Origin of the sequence: Specibacter sp. AOP5-B1-6, assembly GCF_052376555.1 — a bacterium.
Lineage (GTDB): Bacteria > Actinomycetota > Actinomycetes > Actinomycetales > Micrococcaceae > Specibacter.
On sequence record NZ_JBQSVT010000031.1, the window covers coordinates 1 to 18,901 of the forward strand.

Below are 18,901 nucleotides of genomic sequence, written 5' to 3' on the forward strand. Positions count from 1 at the left end.
CGGACTAGAGAACGTCGAGGCCGTCACAGCGCACCTGAACGGGGGAACCCACCCGTCTGGCCGCATTGGAGGCCTTCAGCGCCCTCATGCTGGCCGTGACAGTCGCTGCCATGGAATAAGGGAATAGCAGGATGGTCCTGTAATCAGGGGCTTCCTCGCCGGGACTGCCCGGAGCGGCTGCCGCGCCGGACCGGCCGAAAACGACGGGCGCCGGACCAATGCTGCGCACGGACTCGGGAAGCTTCAAGGCACTCTGGAAAGCCTCAACGTCAACTTCACGTCCCGTAAGAGAGGCAAGGCGCATGGCCGGCGGCAGCCCAAGTTCATGACGCAGGGCAAACTCGCGCTCGGCATGGCCTGCAGGATCCCAGCGCACGAGCGCGGAGACCTCAACCGATTCCTCCGCCGTCACGACAACGATCCCACCATCCTTCGCGGACCGTACGAGCGCTGCAGCGTTCATCCAGCGCCGCAACGTTTCCTCGCCCGCCCGCAGCGACTCACGGCGGAGCATGGAGTCCCCGTCAAGGAGCAAGGCAGCAGAGTAGCCGTGATGGGCAACAGGTTCGGCTCCAATGGTTGCCACCACGATGGCAGGCCTGTCCGGCACAGTCGTCTTGATATGTTCCCCGGAAGAGGAGATCACAGGCACCGACGGAAAGGCGCGCCCCAACTCCTCAGCCGTGCGCAGTGCACCAACGGAAATTGCACGGAGTTGGTGGTTCCCGCATGTACTGCAGCTGAAGGCAGTCTCGGCCTGCCCGCACCACTTGCAGGTCACCATGCTCGACAACGATCCCGTGGCCCGTGTTTGCATCAGCGGACCCGTGCAGTGCTTGCACCTGGCGACCTCACGGCAGCGCTGACAGGCAAGCGCGGGGGCATAACCCGTCCTGGCAACCTGCACCAGCACAGGCCCAAACTTCAAGGCTGCCTTGGCCGTTTCCCACGCCCTGTGGGGCAGACGGGCAATGGCGGCGGCAGGGTCGCGTTCCTGCTCGTACGAATCGGAGGTGCTAATAACCCTTGCAGTGGCCTTGCGCACCTCGGGGCGGCCCGCGACAAGCTCCTGGGCCCAACCTGTGGCCACCAGGCGCTGAGACTCGCTGCTGCGGCTGTGCCCGGCCATCAACACGGCCGTCCCCTCGACCTCGGACCTCAGCAGCAACACGTCGCGGCTGTGCTGATAAGGAGCCCGCCGTTCAACATGGAGCTCGTCGCCGTCGTCCCAGCAGCACACCAGGCCCAGATCCGACACGGGGGCATAGGCTGCTGACCGGGTTCCAATGACTATCCGCACGTCGCCGGACAGGACGCGGAGGAAGTTGGCATAGCGCAGGCTGGGGCCGTCGTCGGCCGTGAGCTTGACGAAGCTGTCTTCAGGGAGCACGGCGGCAAATGCCTGCTCCAGCAATTCAAGGTCGCGCAGATCGGGCACGACCACAATGGTTCCACGCCCTGACGACTGGCAGTATGCCGCAACTTGGGCCAACTGGTGGTGCCACGACTGAGCACCCCAGCCATGCAACGCCCCGAGCACGGCCTTGGGGCTGCCGCCCATGGCCAACTGCGTGAGGAAGTCCTCTGCATGGGGAAAATCCGCAAACAGTGAATGACCCGGCTTGGCAGCCGCCGGAATGCCAACGGATTCAGCGGGGTCCACGCCCGCCGCTTTCTTCAGGTACACCTTCTCGAGGCTGGCAACCCTGGGCGGGACGGCGACACGCAAAACGTCCGACACGGTCCCGCAGTACCGTGCAGCCACTTTATGGGCGAGTTCCAGAACCTGCGGTGCCAGCACGGGAACAGCTGAATAAACCCTGTTCAGCGGCACCAGACGCTCGCTTTCGGACACCGCCGTGCGCGCCACCAAATAGCCATTGAGGTCCTGGCCGGAGAATTTTACCCGCACCCGCACGCCCGGTTGGGCAACGGTGTCGAGTTCCAGGGGCACTGAGTAGTCGAAGATCCTGTCCAGGTGCGGCAGGGGCGAGTCGATGACCACCTGGGCAACGGGCAGGTCCGGCGCCAGCACCACTCCGCTGTGCGGGTCTGCCACACGCTCCTTGGCGACAAAGCCGCTCAGGAGGCTTAACTGCACTCCGTGGGTGAGGTCGTCACTGTTCAGGTCGTCAGTGTTCATGTCGTCATGGTTGAGATTGGTGCTGGGGACGCCGCGGATGGGATCGCCACGGTTTGCTGCTTCATCCAAGGCGTCCTCCTCAGTTCAGTACGACAAGTTCAGTACGGCAGGATTGATACTGCGGACCCGCATTAAAGGTCTTGAAACCAGCTAAGCACAGCCCACTGACAATAGAGTCGGCGGGCTGTGCTTGGCTGTGGATATCCAGCGGGTTGACCGGTGAGATTACCAGCGGGTTGACCAGCGAAACAGCTAGCAGGTTCAGGCGTTGAAGTACGCCTTCAAGGCAGCCACCCGGTCGACGTTTTCCCAGGTGAAGTCAGGATCGTCGCGGCCAAAGTGGCCGTGCGCGGCCGTCTTGGCGTAGATGGGCCGCTTCAGGTCAAGGCTGTCGATGATGGCCAGCGGACGCAGGTCGAAGACGGCCGCGATGGCATCCTCAATGCGGCGCGGATCGACGGTTTCGGTGCCGAACGTCTCAACATAAACACCCACGGGGCGCGCCACACCAATGGCGTAGCCAACCTGGATCTCGGCACGCGCGGCAAGGCCGGCAGCAACCACGTTTTTAGCAACCCAACGCATGGCGTAGGCAGCCGAACGGTCAACCTTTGACGGGTCCTTGCCGGAGAAGGCGCCGCCGCCGTGGCGGGCCATGCCGCCATAGGTGTCGACAATGATCTTGCGACCAGTCAGGCCGGCATCGCCCACGGGGCCGCCAACAACGAACGGTCCGGCGGGGTTCAGGTAGGTCTGGACCTTGGACACGTCCAGGCCCGAGGCCTCCATGACGGGAGCAATGACAAACTCCTGCAGGTCGCCCCGCAGCCGGTCAAGTGAGGTGCCCTCAGCGTGCTGGCTGGAGATGACCACGGTGTCCACCGAAACGGGCTTTTCGCCGTCGTATCCGATGGTCACCTGTGTCTTGCCGTCAGGGCGCAGGTAGGCCAACTCGCCTGACTTGCGCACGTGCGAGAGCCGCTCGGAGAGCCGGTGCGCCAGGTAGATGGGGGTGGGCATGTAGGACGCGGTCTCGTTGCTGGCGTAGCCAAACATCAAGCCCTGGTCACCTGCACCCTGGGCGTCGTACTTGTCGACGGCGGTGCCCTCGCGGACCTCGAGAGCGTTGAAGACGCCGTCGGAGATGTCCTGCGACTGCTGCCCGATCGAGACCGACACGCCGCAGCGCGCGCCGTCGAAGCCGTTGGCGGACGAGTCGTAGCCGATGTCAAGGATGGTGTTGCGCACGATTTGCGGGATCTCGACGTAGGCGTTGGTCGTCACCTCGCCGGCGACGTGGACCAGGCCGGTGGTGGCCATGGTCTCCACGGCGACGCGGGATTCCGGGTCTTCGGCCAGCAGCGCGTCAAGGATGGCGTCGCTGATCTGGTCGCAGATCTTGTCGGGGTGGCCTGCCGTTACGGATTCGGAGGTAAATAGGCGCAGGGGGTTTGCTGAAGTCACTGTTCTACTTTACTTGGGTTTGACCTGCGCACCAGTGGCGCCGGACATGGGTGGTCATACAGGCTGCGGCGGGGCGGCTTGGGGGTTACCCTGTGCCGAGGCGCTGCCCAATGAGATGTACGACGGCGTTTGCCACCTCGCGCTTGCTGCCCCCGGCCTGCACGGGGCTGGCACCGTCCAGGGCGAGTATCTCCACCTGGTTGCTGTCCTGGCCAAAGACGCGCTCGGAACCGGAGTCCCCCGGTCCGACTTCGTTGACTACCAACAGGTCGCAACCCTTGCGGACCAGTTTTTCCTGCGCGTAGCTTTGCGCATCGCCCTGGTCGTCGCCCGTCTCGGCAGCGAAGCCAACAATGAGCTGCTGTTGATTTTGGGCGGCCCTGTGCGCCACCACCTCGACAAGAATGTCCGGGTTGCGCACAAGCGTGATGACAGGGTCATCGGCATTGTCGCGTTTCTTGATCTTGCCGGTGGAAATGTTGGCGGGGCGGAAGTCGGCCACGGCTGCAGCCATGATGACCACATCCGCCGTTGCCGCAGCTGCCAGTGTTGCCGCGCGCAGCTCCAGCGCCGTTTCAATCCGCTGAATCTTCACTCCGGCCGGGGCCCGCACATCCATCGGGGCGTGGATCAAGGTGACAGTCGCGCCTGCAGCCAGGGCCGCCTCAGCCAGTGCCACACCCTGCTTGCCGGACGATTTGTTGCCAAGGTATCGCACGGGGTCAAGCGGTTCGCGGGTGCCGCCCGCAGTGATCAGCACCTGCAATCCGGTCAACGGCCCCTCGACACCGGCCGGTGAGCCGGCTTCTGGGCCCGTGGCGGCGGGATCGAGAGCGGCTGCGTCCGAAGCTGCGGAGTCTGCACTGGCGGAGTATGTGGTTGCGAAGCCCGTGGCATTGCCGGCGGTGCCTGGCCCGTTGCCCGAGCCGGGCTCGGCGGACAGTGCGTTGACAGCGGCGGAAGGGGTCCCGCCGTCGTGCTTCACGTCATCAGTATTCAGGGCATCAGCATTCAGGGGATCAGCCGAGACTGTGCCGGCGACCAGGGCCATGGCCGCAGCGAAGATGGCCTCCGGCTCGGGCAGGCGGCCGGGACCTGTGTCGGGGCCGGTCAGCCTGCCCACAGCCGGATCCAGAACGTGCACGCCGCGGGACCGCAGCGTGGCAACGTTGGCGGTGGTCGAGGCGTGCCGCCACATCTCGGTGTGCATGGCCGGCGCAAAAAGCACCGGTCCGCGCGCCATCAACAAGGTGGCGGTCAACAGGTCATTGGCGTGGCCGCCGGCAGCCTTCGCCAAAAGGTCGGCGGTTGCCGGGGCCACAACAATCAGATCAGCCTCATGGCCGATCCGGACGTGGTTGACCTGGTCCACGGAGTCAAAAACATCGTTCGTGGCCGGCCTCCCGCTCAATGCCTCCCACGTGGCCACGCCCACAAACTTCGTGGACGCGTCAGTGGGGATGACAGTGACGCGGTGGCCCGCCTCGGTGAAGAGGCGCAGCAGCAGGGCCGACTTGTAGGCCGCGATGCCGCCGCCCACCCCCAGAACAATGTTTAGCTCAGACACCGTGTGTGCTAAACCGATTAAACGGTTTCAATCGGCGTGGAAACCAGCAGGCCCTCGTCGATTTCACGGAACGCAATCGAGAGTGACTTCTCGTTCAGCTTGGTGTCAACCAGGGGGCCAACGTACTCGAACAGGCCCTCGTGGAGCTGTGCGTAGTAGGCGTTGATCTGGCGTGCGCGCTTGGCACCAAAGATGACCAGTCCGTACTTCGAGTCGGCTGCTTCAAGCAGTGAATCGATCGGGGGATTGATGATGCCTTCGGGTTGTGTAGTCAATTACTTCTCCAAAAAAATCGAAAGGGTGTCCTGCAGATCGAACAGTTGTGAAACCAAACTGTCCGCTCAAACAAGGTGGTGGGGGGTGAGCCCCATCAGTTCAACAAGCGCGGCTGCAGCACGGCTGACATCGTCATTGACGATGATGTAATCAAATTCCGGCGCGGCAGCAAGTTCCAGTTTAGCCGTTTCCAGGCGGCGGTACTGTTCTTCGGCACTTTCTGTGCCGCGTCCCACCAAACGGCGGACCAATTCGTCCCAGTTTGGCGGGGACAGGAACACAAAATCGGCTTCCGGCATGGCTTCCTTCACCTGCCGGGCGCCCTGTAAATCAATCTCAAGCAAAACGGACTTGCCAGCCGCAACAGCCGCCTCAACGGTGCTGCGCAGCGTGCCGTAGCGGTTGACGCCGTGCACCACCGCCCACTCGAGCAGGTCGCCATTGGCGGCCAGCTGGTCAAATTCCTGTGCCGTCTTGAAGAAGTAGTGGATGCCTTCCTCTTCAGCCGGCCGGGCCTTGCGGGTCGTGGCCGACACCGACAGCCACACATCCGGGTAGTTGTCCCGAATGAACGTCGAGACGGTGCCCTTGCCCACGGCAGTTGGTCCGGCCAGGACCGTCACGCCGCTGCGGGCCTTGGTGCGGGTGGTGTTTTCACCCGGCACATGAACTTCGTTCATGGCTTCTCCCCCAGGTACTCCACGAGGGCCCGGCGCTGGTGCACGCCCAGACCACGCACCCTGCGGGTTGGGGCAATCCCCAGCTCGCTCATGATCACAGTTGCACGTACCTTTCCAATGCCCGGGAGGGCTTCGAGTAATTCACACACTTTAAGTCTGTCCAGGGCAGGTTCGCAAGCTGCCGACGCAAGGACGGCCGCCACAGTTTTCTGCCCTGATTTTAAATCCTGCTTGGCCTGGGACCTGACGGCCCGGGCAGCCAGGGCCTTGATGCGTGCCTCTGCGCGTTCCTGGTGGGACAATTGCGGCAAATTCACGAAAAAGCTCCCCTGATGATGGCTCTCCCCGGCGCGGGGTCCGAACGCAGTAATCCATCGAACCTATCCCCACCGGGGAGGCAAATCAATCTGTCCAACCGGCCGGAAAGCTGCTACAAACCCTGCAGCGTCTCCACCGTGGCCGCCCGCAACGCCGCAACGTCCGGGCCCGCGGCCAGGATGCCTCGGCTGGAGGTGGCCAGCACGGCCGGATAGGCGGCACCAAAAGTGGCGCGCATGTCCGCCCCCGTGGCGCCCTGGGCACCCAGTCCGGGAGCCAGCAGCGGCCCATGGACGGCCGCAAGGTCAATGCCAAGTTCGGTCAACGCAGTGCCGACGGTCGCTCCGACGACAAGCCCCGCCGAGCCCAGCACTTCCCCCGCATAACGCTGGTTCTCCTGTGCGGCCGCCTGCACGATCCGTTTGGCCACTGACTGGGCGCCTCCGACGTGCTGCACCGAGGCGCCCTCCGGGTTCGACGTCAGTGCCAGCACAAACACGCCGCGGCCGTTGGCTGCCGCCATGTCCAGAGCCGGACGCAGCGACTCAAAGCCCAGGTACGGGCTCAGCGTCACTGAATCGGCGGCCAGGGCGGAGCCGTCACGCAGCCACGCGTCGGCGTAGCCTGCCATGGTGGAGCCGATGTCCCCGCGCTTGGCGTCGGCAATGGTGAGCACCCCGGCCTCGACTGCTGCGGCCAGGAGCTCCTCCAGGACCGCAAGCCCTGCCGAGCCGTGGCGCTCATACAGCGCCACCTGCGGCTTGAGGGCGGCGGCCAGCGGTGCCACGGCTTCCAGCACCGTCTGTGAGAAGCTGCGCAGCCCCTGGACGTTGTCGGCCAGGCCCCAGTCCGCAAGCAGCCCCGGGTGCGGGTCGACACCCACACACAGGGGCCCGCGGGCCGTCATGGCGGCGGCGAGCCGCGCACCAAAAGGTGCCAGCTCCCCCAAGGTGGCGGGCCCGCCGTCGTGCTTCCCGCTGCTAGGCATTCTGGGCTGCCAGTCCAGCGGCCAGGACGACGGCGTGTTCCTGCAGGCTCGTGACATCCCACTCATAGGAACGCAGGGCCTCCATGGCCTGGACGGCCACGTTGAACTCGGCCACCGTGGTGATGCAGGGCCGGCCGTTGGAGACGGCCGCCGCGCGGATCTCGTAGCCGTCGCCGCGGGCCTGGCCACCCGTGGGAGTGTTGAAGATCATGTCGATCTTGCCGTCGTTGATCAAGTCAACGATGCTCTGCTCCCCTGAATCCGTGCTTTCCTGGCTGATCTTGCGCACCGTCGTGGAGGCGATGCCGTTGCGGCGCAGCACATCCGCCGTGCCGCCGGTGGAGACAATCTCGTAGCCGAGGTCGACCAGGCGCTTGACGGCCATGATGATGGAGCGCTTGTCGCGGTTGGCGACCGAGACAAACACGGTGCCGGAGACGGGCAGGGCGCCGTTGGCGGCTGCCTGGCTCTTGGCGAAGGCGGTGTCGAAGTGCTTGTCGATGCCCATGACCTCGCCGGTGGAGCGCATTTCCGGGCCGAGCAGGGAGTCGACGACGTGGCCTTCAACTGTGCGGAAGCGGTTGAAGGGCAGGACTGCCTCCTTCACGGCAACCGGGGCGTTGTCGGGCAGGTTTCCGCCGTCGCCAACCTCGGGCAGGATGTGGTGGACGCTGCGCAGGTGGGCGATGGACACGCCAACACCGATCAGGGCTGCGGCCTTCGCCATCTGCACGCCCGTCGCCTTGGAGACAAACGGCACGGTGCGGGAGGCCCGCGGGTTGGCTTCGAGCACGTACAGGATGTCAGCGGCCAGGGCGAACTGGATGTTGATCAGCCCGCGCACGCCAACGCCCTCGGCAATGGCGCGGGTGGCCGTGCGAACACGTTCCTGCACGTCCTTGCCCAGGGTGATGGGAGGCAGCACACAGGCGGAGTCGCCCGAGTGGATGCCGGCCTCCTCAATGTGCTCCATGATGCCGCCAAGGTACATGTCCTTGCCGTCAAAGAGTGCATCGACGTCAATTTCAATGGCGTCTTCCAGGAACCTGTCGATCAAGACCGGGTGTGCCTCGGTGATTTCGGTGGCGTTCTTGATGTAGCGGGACAGGTTGGCCTCGTCGTACACGATCTCCATGCCGCGGCCGCCCAAAACATAGGACGGGCGTACCAGGACTGGGTAGCCGATTTCGTCGGCGATCGACTTGGCGTCGTTGAACGACACGGCGGTGCCGTTCTTCGGCGCAATCAGGCCGGCCTCGTCCAGGACACGGGAGAACATGCCGCGGTGCTCGGCCAGGTCGATGGCTTCCGGGGACGTGCCAAGGATGGGCACACCGGCGTCGGCCAGTTCCTGCGCCAGCTTCAGCGGGGTCTGGCCGCCAAGCTGCACAAACACGCCAAGCACGCCGCCGGTGCGCTCTTCCGCTGCGATGATCTCGAGGACGTCCTCAAGGGTCAGCGGCTCGAAGTACAGGCGGGTGGAGACGTCGTAGTCGGTGGAGACGGTTTCCGGGTTGCAGTTGACCATGACGGTCTCGTAGCCGGCCTTGCGCAGCGCCATGGAGGCGTGCACGCAGGAGTAGTCGAATTCAATGCCCTGGCCGATGCGGTTGGGGCCGGAGCCAAGAATGATGACAGAGGGCTTCTCGTGCAGCGCAATCTCATCCTCCTCGTCGTAGGAGGAGTAGTGGTACGGGGTGTACGCGTTGAACTCGGCGGCACACGTGTCAACCGTCTTGTACACGGGGCGGATGTTCAGCGCCTGGCGGACGCCGCGCACCACCGCCTCGGAGTTGTTGGTCAGGGCGCCGATCTGGGCGTCGGAGAAGCCGTGGCGCTTGGCCAGTCGCAGCATTTCCGGCGACAGGGCGGTGGCCTGGCGGATGGTTGCGGACACCTCGTTGAGCAGCACCAGCTGGTCAAGGTACCAGGGGTCGATGCCCGTTGCCTCGTACAGCTGCTCAATGGTGGCCCCGCCCAGCAGCGCACGCTGAACCTGGCCCAGGCGCTCGGTGGTGGGCCGCTTGGCGGCCTCGATGAGCTCGGGAACGTCGAGTTCGTTGACGCTCTTGAAGTCAAGGCTTGCACCCTTTTGCTCCAGTGAGCGCAGCGCCTTCTGCAGTGCCTCGGTGAAGTTGCGGCCGATGGCCATGGCCTCTCCGACGCTCTTCATGGTGGTCGTCAGCGTGGGGTCCGCTGCCGGGAACTTCTCAAAGGCGAAGCGGGGCACCTTGACAACAACGTAGTCAAGGGCCGGCTCGAAGGAGGCCGGCGTCTTCTGGGTGATGTCGTTGGGGATCTCATCCAGCGTGTAGCCCAGGGAGAGCTTCGTGGCGATCTTGGCGATCGCGAAGCCGGTGGCCTTGGACGCCAGTGCCGAGGAGCGGGACACGCGCGGGTTCATCTCGATGACGACGACGCGGCCCGTGTCGGGCTCGATGGCGAACTGGATGTTGCAGCCGCCGGTGTCAACGCCAACCTCGCGGATGACGGCGATGGAGATGTCACGCAGGTTCTGGTACTCGCGGTCCGTCAGGGTCATGGCGGGAGCCACGGTGATGGAGTCACCGGTGTGGACGCCCACCGGGTCAAAGTTCTCGATGGAGCAGACAACCACGACATTGTCGTTCTTGTCGCGCATCATCTCCAGCTCGTATTCCTTCCAGCCCAGGATGCTCTCTTCAAGCAAAACCTCGGTGGTGGGGCTGTACTGCAGGCCCTGGCCCACAATGCGCTCCAAGTCCGCTGGGCTGTAAGCCAGTCCGGAACCCAGGCCGCCCATGGTGAAGGAGGGGCGCACGACCATGGGGTAGCCCAGGTCCTCAGCTGCGGTGAACGCCTCGTCCATGGTGTGGATGATGTGGCTGCGGGCCGATTCGGCGCCGCAGCGCTCCACGACGCCCTTGAACTTTTCGCGGTCCTCGCCGAGCTCGATGGCAGCGATGTTGGCGCCGATCAGCTCCACGTTGTACTTGGTCAGCACGCCGGCCTTGTCCAGGGCGATGGCGGCGTTCAACGCCGTCTGGCCACCCAGGGTGGGCAGGATGGCGTCGGGGCGCTCCTTGGCGATGATCTTCTCAATCACCTCGGGAGTGATGGGTTCAACGTAAGTCGCGTCGGCAAACTCGGGGTCGGTCATGATGGTGGCCGGGTTGGAGTTGACGAGGATGACCCGCAGGCCCTCTTCCTTCAAGACGCGCAGGGCCTGGGTGCCGGAGTAGTCAAACTCGGCAGCCTGGCCAATCACGATCGGGCCGGAGCCAATGACCAAAACTGACTTAAGATCTTCCCTCTTTGGCATTACTTGTTTTCCTGGCTCTGTGCGGTGTTGCCGGTCTTGAATTCGGTCATAAGCGTGATGAACCTGTCGAACAGGTAGGCGGCGTCGTGCGGGCCGGCTGCGGCTTCCGGGTGGTACTGCACCGAGAAGGCCGGGATGTCCAGGCAGGACAGCCCCTCCACCACCTGGTCGTTGAGGCTGATGTGGCTGACCTCAACCCGGCCGAAACGGTCCTCGGGGGCCCGTGTGGGGCCGTCCAGCGGCGCGTCGACGGCGAAGCCGTGGTTTTGGCTGGTGATTTCCACCTTGCCGGTGCTGCGGTCCATGACGGGCTGGTTCATGCCGCGGTGGCCGTAGCGCAGCTTGTACGTGCCAAAGCCCAGGGCGCGGCCCAGGATCTGGTTGCCGAAACAGATGCCGAAGTAGGGCACGCCCGCGTCAAGGAAGCTGCGGACAAAGCCCACCTGGCGGTCGGCCGTGGCGGGGTCGCCGGGGCCGTTGGAGATGAACACGCCGTCGGGATTCAACGCCTGCGCGTCCTCAAAGGTGGCGGTTGCCGGCAGGACGTGCAGGCGCACGCCGCGTTCGGCGAACCGGGCCGGGGTCATGGCCTTCATGCCAAGGTCCAGTGCCACGATCGTGAACAGTGTCTCGCCGGTCCAGCCGTGCTCGGCAGGTTCGACGACGTATGCTTCCTTGACGCTGACCTCTTCCGCAAGGCGCAGGCCGGCCATGGCGGGCTGGGCGAGGACGTCGGCGACAAGCTCGGCTTCGGGGCGTGCGGCGTCCGGGCCGGAGAAGATCCCGGCCTTCATGGCGCCGCGTTCGCGCAGGTGCCGGGTGATGGCACGGGTGTCGACGCCCTGGATGCCGACAACGCCCTGGGCGGTGAGTTCGTCGTCGAGGGTGCCCTCACTGCGCCAGTTGGAGGGCCGGCGGGCCGCGTCGCGCACAATGTAGCCTGCGGCCCAAATCCTGGTTGACTCATTGTCAGCCTTGTTCACACCCGTGTTGCCGATGTGCGGGGCGGTCTGGACGATCAGCTGGCGGGCGTAGGACGGGTCCGTCAGCGTTTCCTGGTAGCCGGTCATGCCGGTGGTGAAGACGGCCTCGCCCAGGGCCGTGCCCTGTGAGCCGTAACTGCTGCCGCGGAAAGTGCGGCCGTCTTCCAAGACCAAAAGTGCCTGTGCAGGCATGGTTGCATCACTCATTCTCAATTGTTCTTTCCGTTGCTGTCTGCGGCGGGGGTTTCTGTGTCCGTCTTGGGCGTGCCCGGGGTTTCTGCGTCTGTGTTTGTGGCTGGGGCTGCGTCTTTTACATCATTCTCTGCCATGCCGGGGGCTTCTGCGGGCAGCAACGCCTGCAGGGCATCGAGCAGGGGTTGTTTGGCGCCTGCTTCGGTGGTGCGGAAGCCGGTGTCGACTTCCGTGTTTTCCAGGAGCCAGCTGATGACGACCAGCCCGTCCCTTTCCACAAATTTCCCGGCCATCCCGGCCTGCGTGCCGACGCCGGTGAGGGAATCGGCGGCGATGTAAATGTCCTGGGCGCCGGAGCGCTCAACGACGATCCCGGCGGTGTGGACGTTGACAACACCGGGGGTGCGGATGCCAAGGCCGTGGACTGCCAGCCGGTCGAGCCAGTCCCCCGTGGAGGTGGTGACGACATACTGGCCGGGCACGTTGATCACGGCGGCGCCCAGGTCTTCGGGAATGGTCGGGAGCCCGGCCACGGAAGCTTGGCGCTTGAGCTTGTTGCGCCAGCCCCACCCCATCAAGGCAAAGACAACAAGGACCAGCAAAAGTGTGATGACACCGGGCAGGATGCGCTCGTCCACTAGTTCACCCCATGGCTGTAAGGCGTGTTCAGTTTGCCGTCAAGCACTGTGGGGTGCCCGTGGAAGAACGTGGCGGCAACCTTGCCCGGCAGCACGAGTCCCGCAAACGGTGAGTTGCGGCCCTTGGTGGCCATCGCGGACGGGTCCACGTTCCAGCGCGCGGCGGGGTCAACCAGCACAATGTTGGCCGGCTCCCCCACTTCCAGGGGACGGCCCTGATCTGCCACCCGGCCAATTTGTGCCGGGGCGGTGGAGGTGACGCGGGCAAAGTCCTCCCACGTCATCAGCCCGGTCTCAATCATGGTTTCCTGCACCACTGACAGCGCCGTTTCCAGCCCCGTCATGCCCATGGCCGCGGAGGCCCACTCGCATTCCTTGGCTTCACTGGGGTGCGGGGCGTGGTCGGTGCCGACGATGTCGATGGTGCCGTCGGCCAGGGCGGCACGCAGGGCCAGGACGTCGGCGTCTGCGCGCAGGGGCGGGTTGACCTTGTACACGGGGTTGTAGCTGCGCACGAGCTCCTCGGTCAGCAGCAGGTGGTGCGGGGTGACCTCGGCCGTGACGGGGATCCCGCGCTCCTTCGCCCAGCGGATGACGTCCACCGAGCCGGCCGTCGAAACGTGGCACACGTGCAGGCGCGAACCCACATGCTGGGCCAGCAGGACGTCGCGGGCGATGATGGACTCCTCCGCCACGGCGGGCCAGCCGGCTAGGCCCAGGTCGGCGGAGACCTTGCCCTCGTTCATCTGGGCGCCCTCTGTGAGGCGGGGTTCCTGCGCATGCTGGGCAATGACGCCGTCGAACGCCTTGACGTACTCAAGGGCGCGTCGCATCATGACCGGGTCGCTGACGCAAATGCCGTCGTCGGAGAAGACGCGGACCCTGGCGCGGGAATCTGCCATGGCGCCCAATTCGGCGAGCTGCGTGCCGGCGAGACCGACGGTGACGGCGCCGACGGGCCGGACGTCGACCCAGCCGGATTCGCGGCCCAGGGTGTGGACCTGCTCGACAACGCCCGCCGTGTCGGCCACGGGTGAGCTGTTGGCCATGGCGTGCACGGCGGTGAAGCCGCCCAGGGCTGCCGCCCGGGTGCCGGTCTCAACGGTCTCGGCGTCCTCCCGGCCGGGTTCGCGCAGGTGGGTGTGCAGGTCGACCATGCCGGGCAGGGCGACCAGGCCGGCGGCGTCGATGACGGTGGCGTCCCCGACGACGTCGGCGCCGAGGTTGGGTCCGACAGCCGTGATGGTGCCGCCGCTGACAAGGATGTCGGCGGTGATTTTGCCCAACAGGGACGCTGAACGAATCAAGTAACTCGTGGAAGTCATGAACGGTCCTTTACAGAAGGCTGTGGTGCTGCAGGCTGGCTGCTGGCAGAAGGTGTGGAAGAAGGCGTTTCACGCAGGTCCCCTGACATCAGCAGGTACAGTGCGGCCATGCGCACCGACACGCCGTTGCGGACCTGGGCCAACACGGTTGAGCGGGGGGAATCGGCCGCGGCGGAGGAGATTTCCAGGCCGCGGTTCATCGGGCCCGGGTGCATGATGATGGTGTCCTTGAGGTTCAGCGCGTCGAGCCTGGCCAGGCGGGCGTCGTCGAACCCCCAGCGGCGGGCGTATTCCCTGGTGGAGGGGAAGAAGGAGGCGTTCATGCGTTCCGCCTGCACCCGCAGCATCATGACGGCGTCAACGCCTACCTCGAGGGTGGCGTCCAGGTCGTAGCTGACCGCACAGGGCCAATGTTCGACGCCGACCGGCAGCAGGGTGGGCGGGGCCACCAGGGTGACGTGGGCGCCGAGCGTGTGGAGCAGCCACACATTGGAACGGGCCACGCGGGAGTGCAGCACGTCCCCGGCAATCAAGACGCGCATGCCCTTCAGGTCGGCTCCCACCGAGGCGTTTCCGCTGAGCTTGGCCCAGTGGGCGCGCATCGTGAACGCGTCGAGCAGGGCCTGGGTCGGGTGGGCGTGGGTGCCGTCGCCGGCGTTGATGACGGCCGCGTCGATCCAGCCGGAGTTGGCAAGGCGGGCCGGGGCGCCGGAGGCCCAGTGCCGGATGACGACCGCGTCGGCGCTCATGGCCTCAAGGGTCTGGGCGGTGTCCTTGAGTGACTCGCCCTTGGACACCGAGGAGCCCTTGGCGCTGAAGTTGATGACGTCGGCGGACAGGCGCTTGGCGGCGGCCTCGAAGGAGATGCGGGTGCGGGTGGAGTCCTCAAAAAACAAGTTCACCACGGTGCGTCCGCGCAGGGCGGGCAGCTTCTTGATCTCCCGCTCGCCAACAGCGGACATTTCCTGTGCGGTGTCAAGGATCTGGATGGCGTTGTCGCGGCTGAGGCTTTCGGTGTCCAGCAGGTGCCTCATGCGCCGGCCTCAATGACCACTTCGTCGTTGGCGGCACTGCCGCCGTCGATCTCCGAAAGCCTGACGCGCACTTTTTCGCTGGAGGAGGTGGGAAGGTTCTTGCCCACGTGGTCGGCCCGGATGGGCAGTTCCCGGTGGCCGCGGTCCACGAGCACGGCGAGCCTGACGGCGCGGGGCCGGCCAAGGTCGACCAGGGCGTCAAGGGCTGCCCGGATGGTGCGTCCCGAGTACAGCACGTCGTCGACAAGAACTATTGTTGTGCCGTCAATGCCGGAGGCGGGCAGTTCGGTGCGCTGCGGGGCCCGCGTCGGGTGCTGGGCAAGGTCGTCACGAAACATGGTGACGTCAAGCTGGCCCACGATGGTGGCCGGATCCAAGGCTGGATCGCTGGCGGCCAGTTTGGCGGCCAGGCGCTGCGCCAGCGGGTAGCCGCGGCGCGGAATGCCAAGCAGCAGCAGATTCGCTGCACCCTTGTTGGCTTCCAGGATTTCATAGGCGATACGAGTCAGCGCCCGCTCGATGTCCGCTGCGGTAAGAACCACACGGGACACACTGGCCGGCGTCGAGTTTTGCTGAAGTTCCCCGGATGCTGCGGAGGAGTTGATCATTTTCTCGCGTCCCCTTTCCCCGCCTCACAGGACGGAATTAAAAGGTTGATTGCGTACATCTCAAAGTACCACAGCGGGCAACGCAGCTCCTTCCCTGATGGGCCGTCGGGGGCCGCGGCGAAGCCGCCCCGGGCCGTGCTTGCGCGCGCCATCTTGGAGGGGGCACCCGGTGGCCCTACTCTTGGAACCATGAGTGAACCAGGCCATTGGCAATCCCCCGCCGCAGGCGCCCCGCAGCAGCAGGGCGTCCAGCAGCAGCAAGGCGCCCCGCAGCAGCAACCCCAGTACGCCCAGCAGCCCCTCCCCCACGTTCAGGGTCCGGGGACGGCGCTGAACTACGCACCCGAGTACTGGTCCCACCCGGCCCCCACACCGGCCCGCCGGAAGTCCCGCGGGACGGGGGTGAAGGTGACAAACATCATTTTGCTGTGCGTCTTTGCGCTCGTGGCCGTTGTAACATTGGCGTTCTTTGCCGTCTCGATCGGGGCCAACGTCTTCTTGATCTGCGGTGCCCTGGCCTTGATCCCGCTCGCCATCTGTGTTGCGACCCTCATGTGGATTGACAGGTGGGAGCCGGAACCCATTGCGGCATTGATCCTTGGTTTTTGCTGGGGTGCCGGCATGGCCGTCATCACCACCCTGGTGGTGGGCAGCTGGGTCCAGCCCCTGCTCATGAGCACGAACACCGGCGCCGACGCCGACATGGTCGGTGCGATCGTGCAGGCGCCGCTCGTCGAAGAGCTCTGCAAGGGCGCGGGTGTGCTGCTGTTGTTCTTTCTGCGCCGGAAAACCTTTGACGGACCCATTGACGGGGTGGTTTACGCCGGCATCATTGCTGCCGGGTTCGCCTTCACCGAAAACATCCTTTACTTTGGCCAGGCACTGCAGGAAGCCCACGGCTCCGCCGGCGGACTGATCGGCATCTTTGTCATGCGCGGGCTGATGTCACCCTTTGCACACGTCATGTTCACCGCCACACTTGGCGTTTGCGTTGGCTGGGCAGCACGCCATGGCGGCACCTCGTTGGTCCTTGGGGCCTGGGTTGTGGGGCTGGTTCCCGCGATGCTGCTGCACGGGCTCTGGAACAGTTCCTCGTTCCTGGGCGGAAGCTTCTTCATTGTTTACGTGGTGCTGCAGGTGCCGTTGTTCCTCTTGTTCATCCTCGGCATCATCCTGCTGCGCCGTTCCGAGGCCAAGCTCACGCGCATGCGCCTCTCCGACTATGTCCCGTCCGGCTGGTTCACGCCGCAGGAAGTACCGATGCTCGCCACGGGCGGTGGCCGACGTCGCGCCCTGGCATGGTCCAAGACGTTCGCCGCGGGCCCGGTCATGAAGGAATTCATCCGCCAGGCCACCCGGCTGGCCTTCACCCGCCAACGCCTGCTGGTGGATGCGAAGGGCGGCCCGGGCGGCGCCGCGGCCACCCGTTTCGCCAACGGGCAGCTGCTGGAGATGTCGCTGCTGCACAAGATCACGGCCGTGCGCAGCGACCTTCTCGGGCGGCACACGTCGGCCGTTTGGCAGGCGCAGCAGCTCCAGGCCCAACACCTGCACGCCCAACAACTTCAAGGCCAGCAACTTCAGGGCCAACAGGTTCAAGCACATCAACAGGGCCAGCAAGTCCAGACGCAAAACTGGCGGCCACCCGGCCAGTGATTTCGGCAGGACAGTGACGCCGGCAGCCCCGGAACGCAAAACAGCCCGCAACGGCGGCTGGAAAAGCAACGCGAATCGCGTCTTTTCCGGCAACTGTTGCGGGCTGTCTGCTTAAGCTGTTACGCCAGCAGTGTTGGCTTGATCTGCTGCAGGCGGCCCAGCAGGCCGTTCACGAACTGGGGAGACTCATCCGTGGAGAGAACCTTCGCCAGCTCGACGGCCTCGCTGACGGCAACGCCGTCGGGCACGTCGTCGTTGTACAGCAGTTCCCAGGTGCCGATCCGCAGGATGATGCGGTCGACGGCGGGCATGCGCTCAAGCGTCCAGCCCTGGGAGTAGGTCTGCAGGAATTCATCAATGCTCTCGGCCATGGCTGTGACGCCCTCGACCAGGTCCACTGAGTAGGGGTTGATGATTTGGCCTGCTTTTTCGCGGCGCGCCGTCAGGGCCGACATGGCACTGACTTCACGCTGCTCTGCCTCGAACAAGATGTCCAAGGCGCGGCGCCGGGCCTTGCTTCGCGCCGAATTTGGTTTGCCGGAGGGGCTGGGTTGGTTGCTTGCCACTACTCGCTGACACGTCCCAAGTAACTGCCGTCGCGGGTGTCGACCTTGACCAAGGTGTTGTTGTCAACGAACAACGGAACCTGGATCTCGTAACCTGTTTCTACGGTTGCGGGCTTCGTGCCTGCGGAGGAGCGGTCGCCCTGCAGGCCCGGCTCGGTGTACGTGATGCGCAGCTGCACCGACGGCGGCAGCTCAATGTACAACGGGTTGCCTTCATGCAGCGCAATCGTCACGTTCAGGTTTTCCAACATGAAGTTCGTGGCGTCGCCAACGGTCTTCGCCGACACGGTGATCTGGTCGTAGTTGTCGTTGTCCATGAACACGAAGTCTTCGCCGTCCTGGTACAGGTACTGGAAGTCCGAGCGGTCAACCGTGGCGGTTTCAATCTTCAGACCGGCATTGAATGTCTTGTCGACGACCTTGCCGGAGAGGATGTTGCGCATCTTGGTTCGAACAAACGCGCCACCCTTGCCCGGCTTGACGTGCTGGAACTCAATGACATTCCACAATTGGCCCTCAAGCTTGAGGACGGTTCCGTTCTTAATATCGTTAGTCGTTGCCACAATTGCCTCTTAGCCTATGAAGTATTATCAAAAATCCATTGACCATACTACCGCACGCCACCACCCGGCGACGCATGATCCCCGCCACGGCGGCGCGTCATTCGCGTTCGGCCAGGTCCAGGGCCCGCTTCAGGGACACTGTTGCCGAGTAGATGGCCGTTGCGTCCGATCCCGAGGCCACCCGCAAGTCAAGTGAGGCCGCAAAGTTCTTCGCTGCCGCCTCAAACTGCCCGTTGCTGAAGTGCACCTTCCCCAGTTGCTGGAACACCCAGGGTTCATTGAGTGTGCCGGCGACGGCGGGCAGGATGGAACGCAGGACACGTTCGGCCCGGTCGTAGCTTTTGCTGGCCCGCAGCACCTCCGCATCGAGGACCTGCAGCCTGATTGATTCCGGGTCGGCCAGCCGGGCGTCCGCGGCGACGTCGGCCGCCTCTGCCGTGAGCCCCCGGGCCAGCAGGACAAAGATCTTGTCGCCGGCATCCGAAGACTTCGCCAGGGCTTCGGCGCAGGCTTCCTCATCCACAACTTCGGGGAGCAGGGTCTCCGGGTTCACGGCCGTGCCGGGGAAACCTGCCGAGGGCCAATCCTTCAAGCCCATC

At 64.8% G+C, this 18,901-nt stretch carries 17 protein-coding genes; 1 reads left to right on the forward strand and 16 read right to left on the reverse strand.

Features of this window, described 5'->3' with window-relative positions:
* Positions 1 to 4: 4 nt before the first annotated feature.
* The 13 genes from ACT3TS_RS14450 to pyrR form a co-directional block, all read right to left on the reverse strand.
* A complete protein-coding gene (locus ACT3TS_RS14450) occupies positions 5 to 2,212 on the reverse strand; it encodes a primosomal protein N' (protein ID WP_444532213.1) in 2,208 nt (735 codons plus the stop codon).
* Between the two features lie 192 nt (positions 2,213 to 2,404).
* Positions 2,405 to 3,607, reverse strand: coding sequence for a methionine adenosyltransferase (gene metK / locus ACT3TS_RS14455; protein ID WP_444532214.1), 1,203 nt, complete (start codon positions 3,605 to 3,607; stop codon positions 2,405 to 2,407).
* 85 nt (positions 3,608 to 3,692) lie between these two features.
* A complete protein-coding gene (locus ACT3TS_RS14460; RefSeq protein ID WP_444532215.1) occupies positions 3,693 to 5,174 on the reverse strand; it encodes a bifunctional phosphopantothenoylcysteine decarboxylase/phosphopantothenate synthase in 1,482 nt (493 codons plus the stop codon).
* A 17-nt stretch (positions 5,175 to 5,191) separates the two neighbouring features.
* On the reverse strand, positions 5,192 to 5,449 hold the full coding sequence (gene rpoZ, locus ACT3TS_RS14465) for a DNA-directed RNA polymerase subunit omega (RefSeq protein ID WP_444532216.1): 258 nt from the start codon (positions 5,447 to 5,449) through the stop codon (positions 5,192 to 5,194).
* Positions 5,450 to 5,515: 66 nt separating this feature from the next.
* On the reverse strand, positions 5,516 to 6,130 hold the full coding sequence (gmk, locus tag ACT3TS_RS14470; RefSeq protein ID WP_444532217.1) for a guanylate kinase: 615 nt from the start codon (positions 6,128 to 6,130) through the stop codon (positions 5,516 to 5,518).
* Positions 6,127 to 6,447 (reverse strand): integration host factor, actinobacterial type, encoded by a 321-nt coding sequence (mihF, locus tag ACT3TS_RS14475; protein WP_444532218.1) that lies wholly within the window; start codon positions 6,445 to 6,447, stop codon positions 6,127 to 6,129. Before mihF ends, gmk begins: the two co-directional genes overlap by 4 nt.
* A 113-nt stretch (positions 6,448 to 6,560) precedes the next feature.
* Positions 6,561 to 7,436 carry an orotidine-5'-phosphate decarboxylase gene (gene pyrF, locus ACT3TS_RS14480; protein ID WP_444532219.1) on the reverse strand — a complete coding sequence of 292 codons (876 nt, stop codon included), beginning with the start codon at positions 7,434 to 7,436 and terminating at the stop codon, positions 6,561 to 6,563.
* A complete protein-coding gene (gene carB / locus ACT3TS_RS14485; protein ID WP_444532220.1) occupies positions 7,429 to 10,737 on the reverse strand; it encodes a carbamoyl-phosphate synthase large subunit in 3,309 nt (1,102 codons plus the stop codon). The genes pyrF and carB overlap by 8 nt, the downstream gene beginning before the upstream one ends.
* Positions 10,737 to 11,927, reverse strand: a complete 1,191-nt coding sequence (gene carA / locus ACT3TS_RS14490) for a glutamine-hydrolyzing carbamoyl-phosphate synthase small subunit (RefSeq protein ID WP_444532221.1) — start codon at positions 11,925 to 11,927, stop codon at positions 10,737 to 10,739. Before carA ends, carB begins: the two co-directional genes overlap by 1 nt.
* A gap of 2 nt (positions 11,928 to 11,929) precedes the next feature.
* Positions 11,930 to 12,550: a PH-like domain-containing protein gene (locus tag ACT3TS_RS14495; protein ID WP_444532222.1), complete on the reverse strand. Its 621-nt coding sequence runs from the start codon at positions 12,548 to 12,550 to the stop codon at positions 11,930 to 11,932.
* A complete protein-coding gene (locus tag ACT3TS_RS14500) occupies positions 12,550 to 13,875 on the reverse strand; it encodes a dihydroorotase (protein ID WP_444532223.1) in 1,326 nt (441 codons plus the stop codon). Before ACT3TS_RS14500 ends, ACT3TS_RS14495 begins: the two co-directional genes overlap by 1 nt.
* Positions 13,872 to 14,909: an aspartate carbamoyltransferase catalytic subunit gene (locus tag ACT3TS_RS14505; protein ID WP_444532224.1), complete on the reverse strand. Its 1,038-nt coding sequence runs from the start codon at positions 14,907 to 14,909 to the stop codon at positions 13,872 to 13,874. The genes ACT3TS_RS14500 and ACT3TS_RS14505 overlap by 4 nt, the downstream gene beginning before the upstream one ends.
* Positions 14,906 to 15,517, reverse strand: a complete 612-nt coding sequence (pyrR, locus tag ACT3TS_RS14510) for a bifunctional pyr operon transcriptional regulator/uracil phosphoribosyltransferase PyrR (RefSeq protein ID WP_444532225.1) — start codon at positions 15,515 to 15,517, stop codon at positions 14,906 to 14,908. Before pyrR ends, ACT3TS_RS14505 begins: the two co-directional genes overlap by 4 nt.
* 189 nt (positions 15,518 to 15,706) lie before the next feature.
* Between pyrR and ACT3TS_RS14515 the strand changes: the two genes are divergently transcribed.
* Positions 15,707 to 17,173: a PrsW family intramembrane metalloprotease gene (locus ACT3TS_RS14515; protein ID WP_444532226.1), complete on the forward strand. Its 1,467-nt coding sequence runs from the start codon at positions 15,707 to 15,709 to the stop codon at positions 17,171 to 17,173.
* 119 nt (positions 17,174 to 17,292) lie between these two features.
* Here the strand turns inward: ACT3TS_RS14515 and nusB are convergent, their stop codons facing one another.
* The 3 genes from nusB to ACT3TS_RS14530 all read right to left on the reverse strand — a co-directional run bounded on the left by nusB (position 17,293) and on the right by ACT3TS_RS14530 (position 18,900).
* Positions 17,293 to 17,739, reverse strand: coding sequence for a transcription antitermination factor NusB (gene nusB, locus ACT3TS_RS14520; RefSeq protein ID WP_444532227.1), 447 nt, complete (start codon positions 17,737 to 17,739; stop codon positions 17,293 to 17,295).
* Positions 17,739 to 18,302: an elongation factor P gene (efp, locus tag ACT3TS_RS14525; RefSeq protein WP_444532228.1), complete on the reverse strand. Its 564-nt coding sequence runs from the start codon at positions 18,300 to 18,302 to the stop codon at positions 17,739 to 17,741. The genes nusB and efp overlap by 1 nt, the downstream gene beginning before the upstream one ends.
* A gap of 97 nt (positions 18,303 to 18,399) precedes the next feature.
* Positions 18,400 to 18,900, reverse strand: a complete 501-nt coding sequence (locus tag ACT3TS_RS14530) for a tetratricopeptide repeat protein (protein ID WP_444532229.1) — start codon at positions 18,898 to 18,900, stop codon at positions 18,400 to 18,402.
* Position 18,901: the final 1 nt, after the last annotated feature.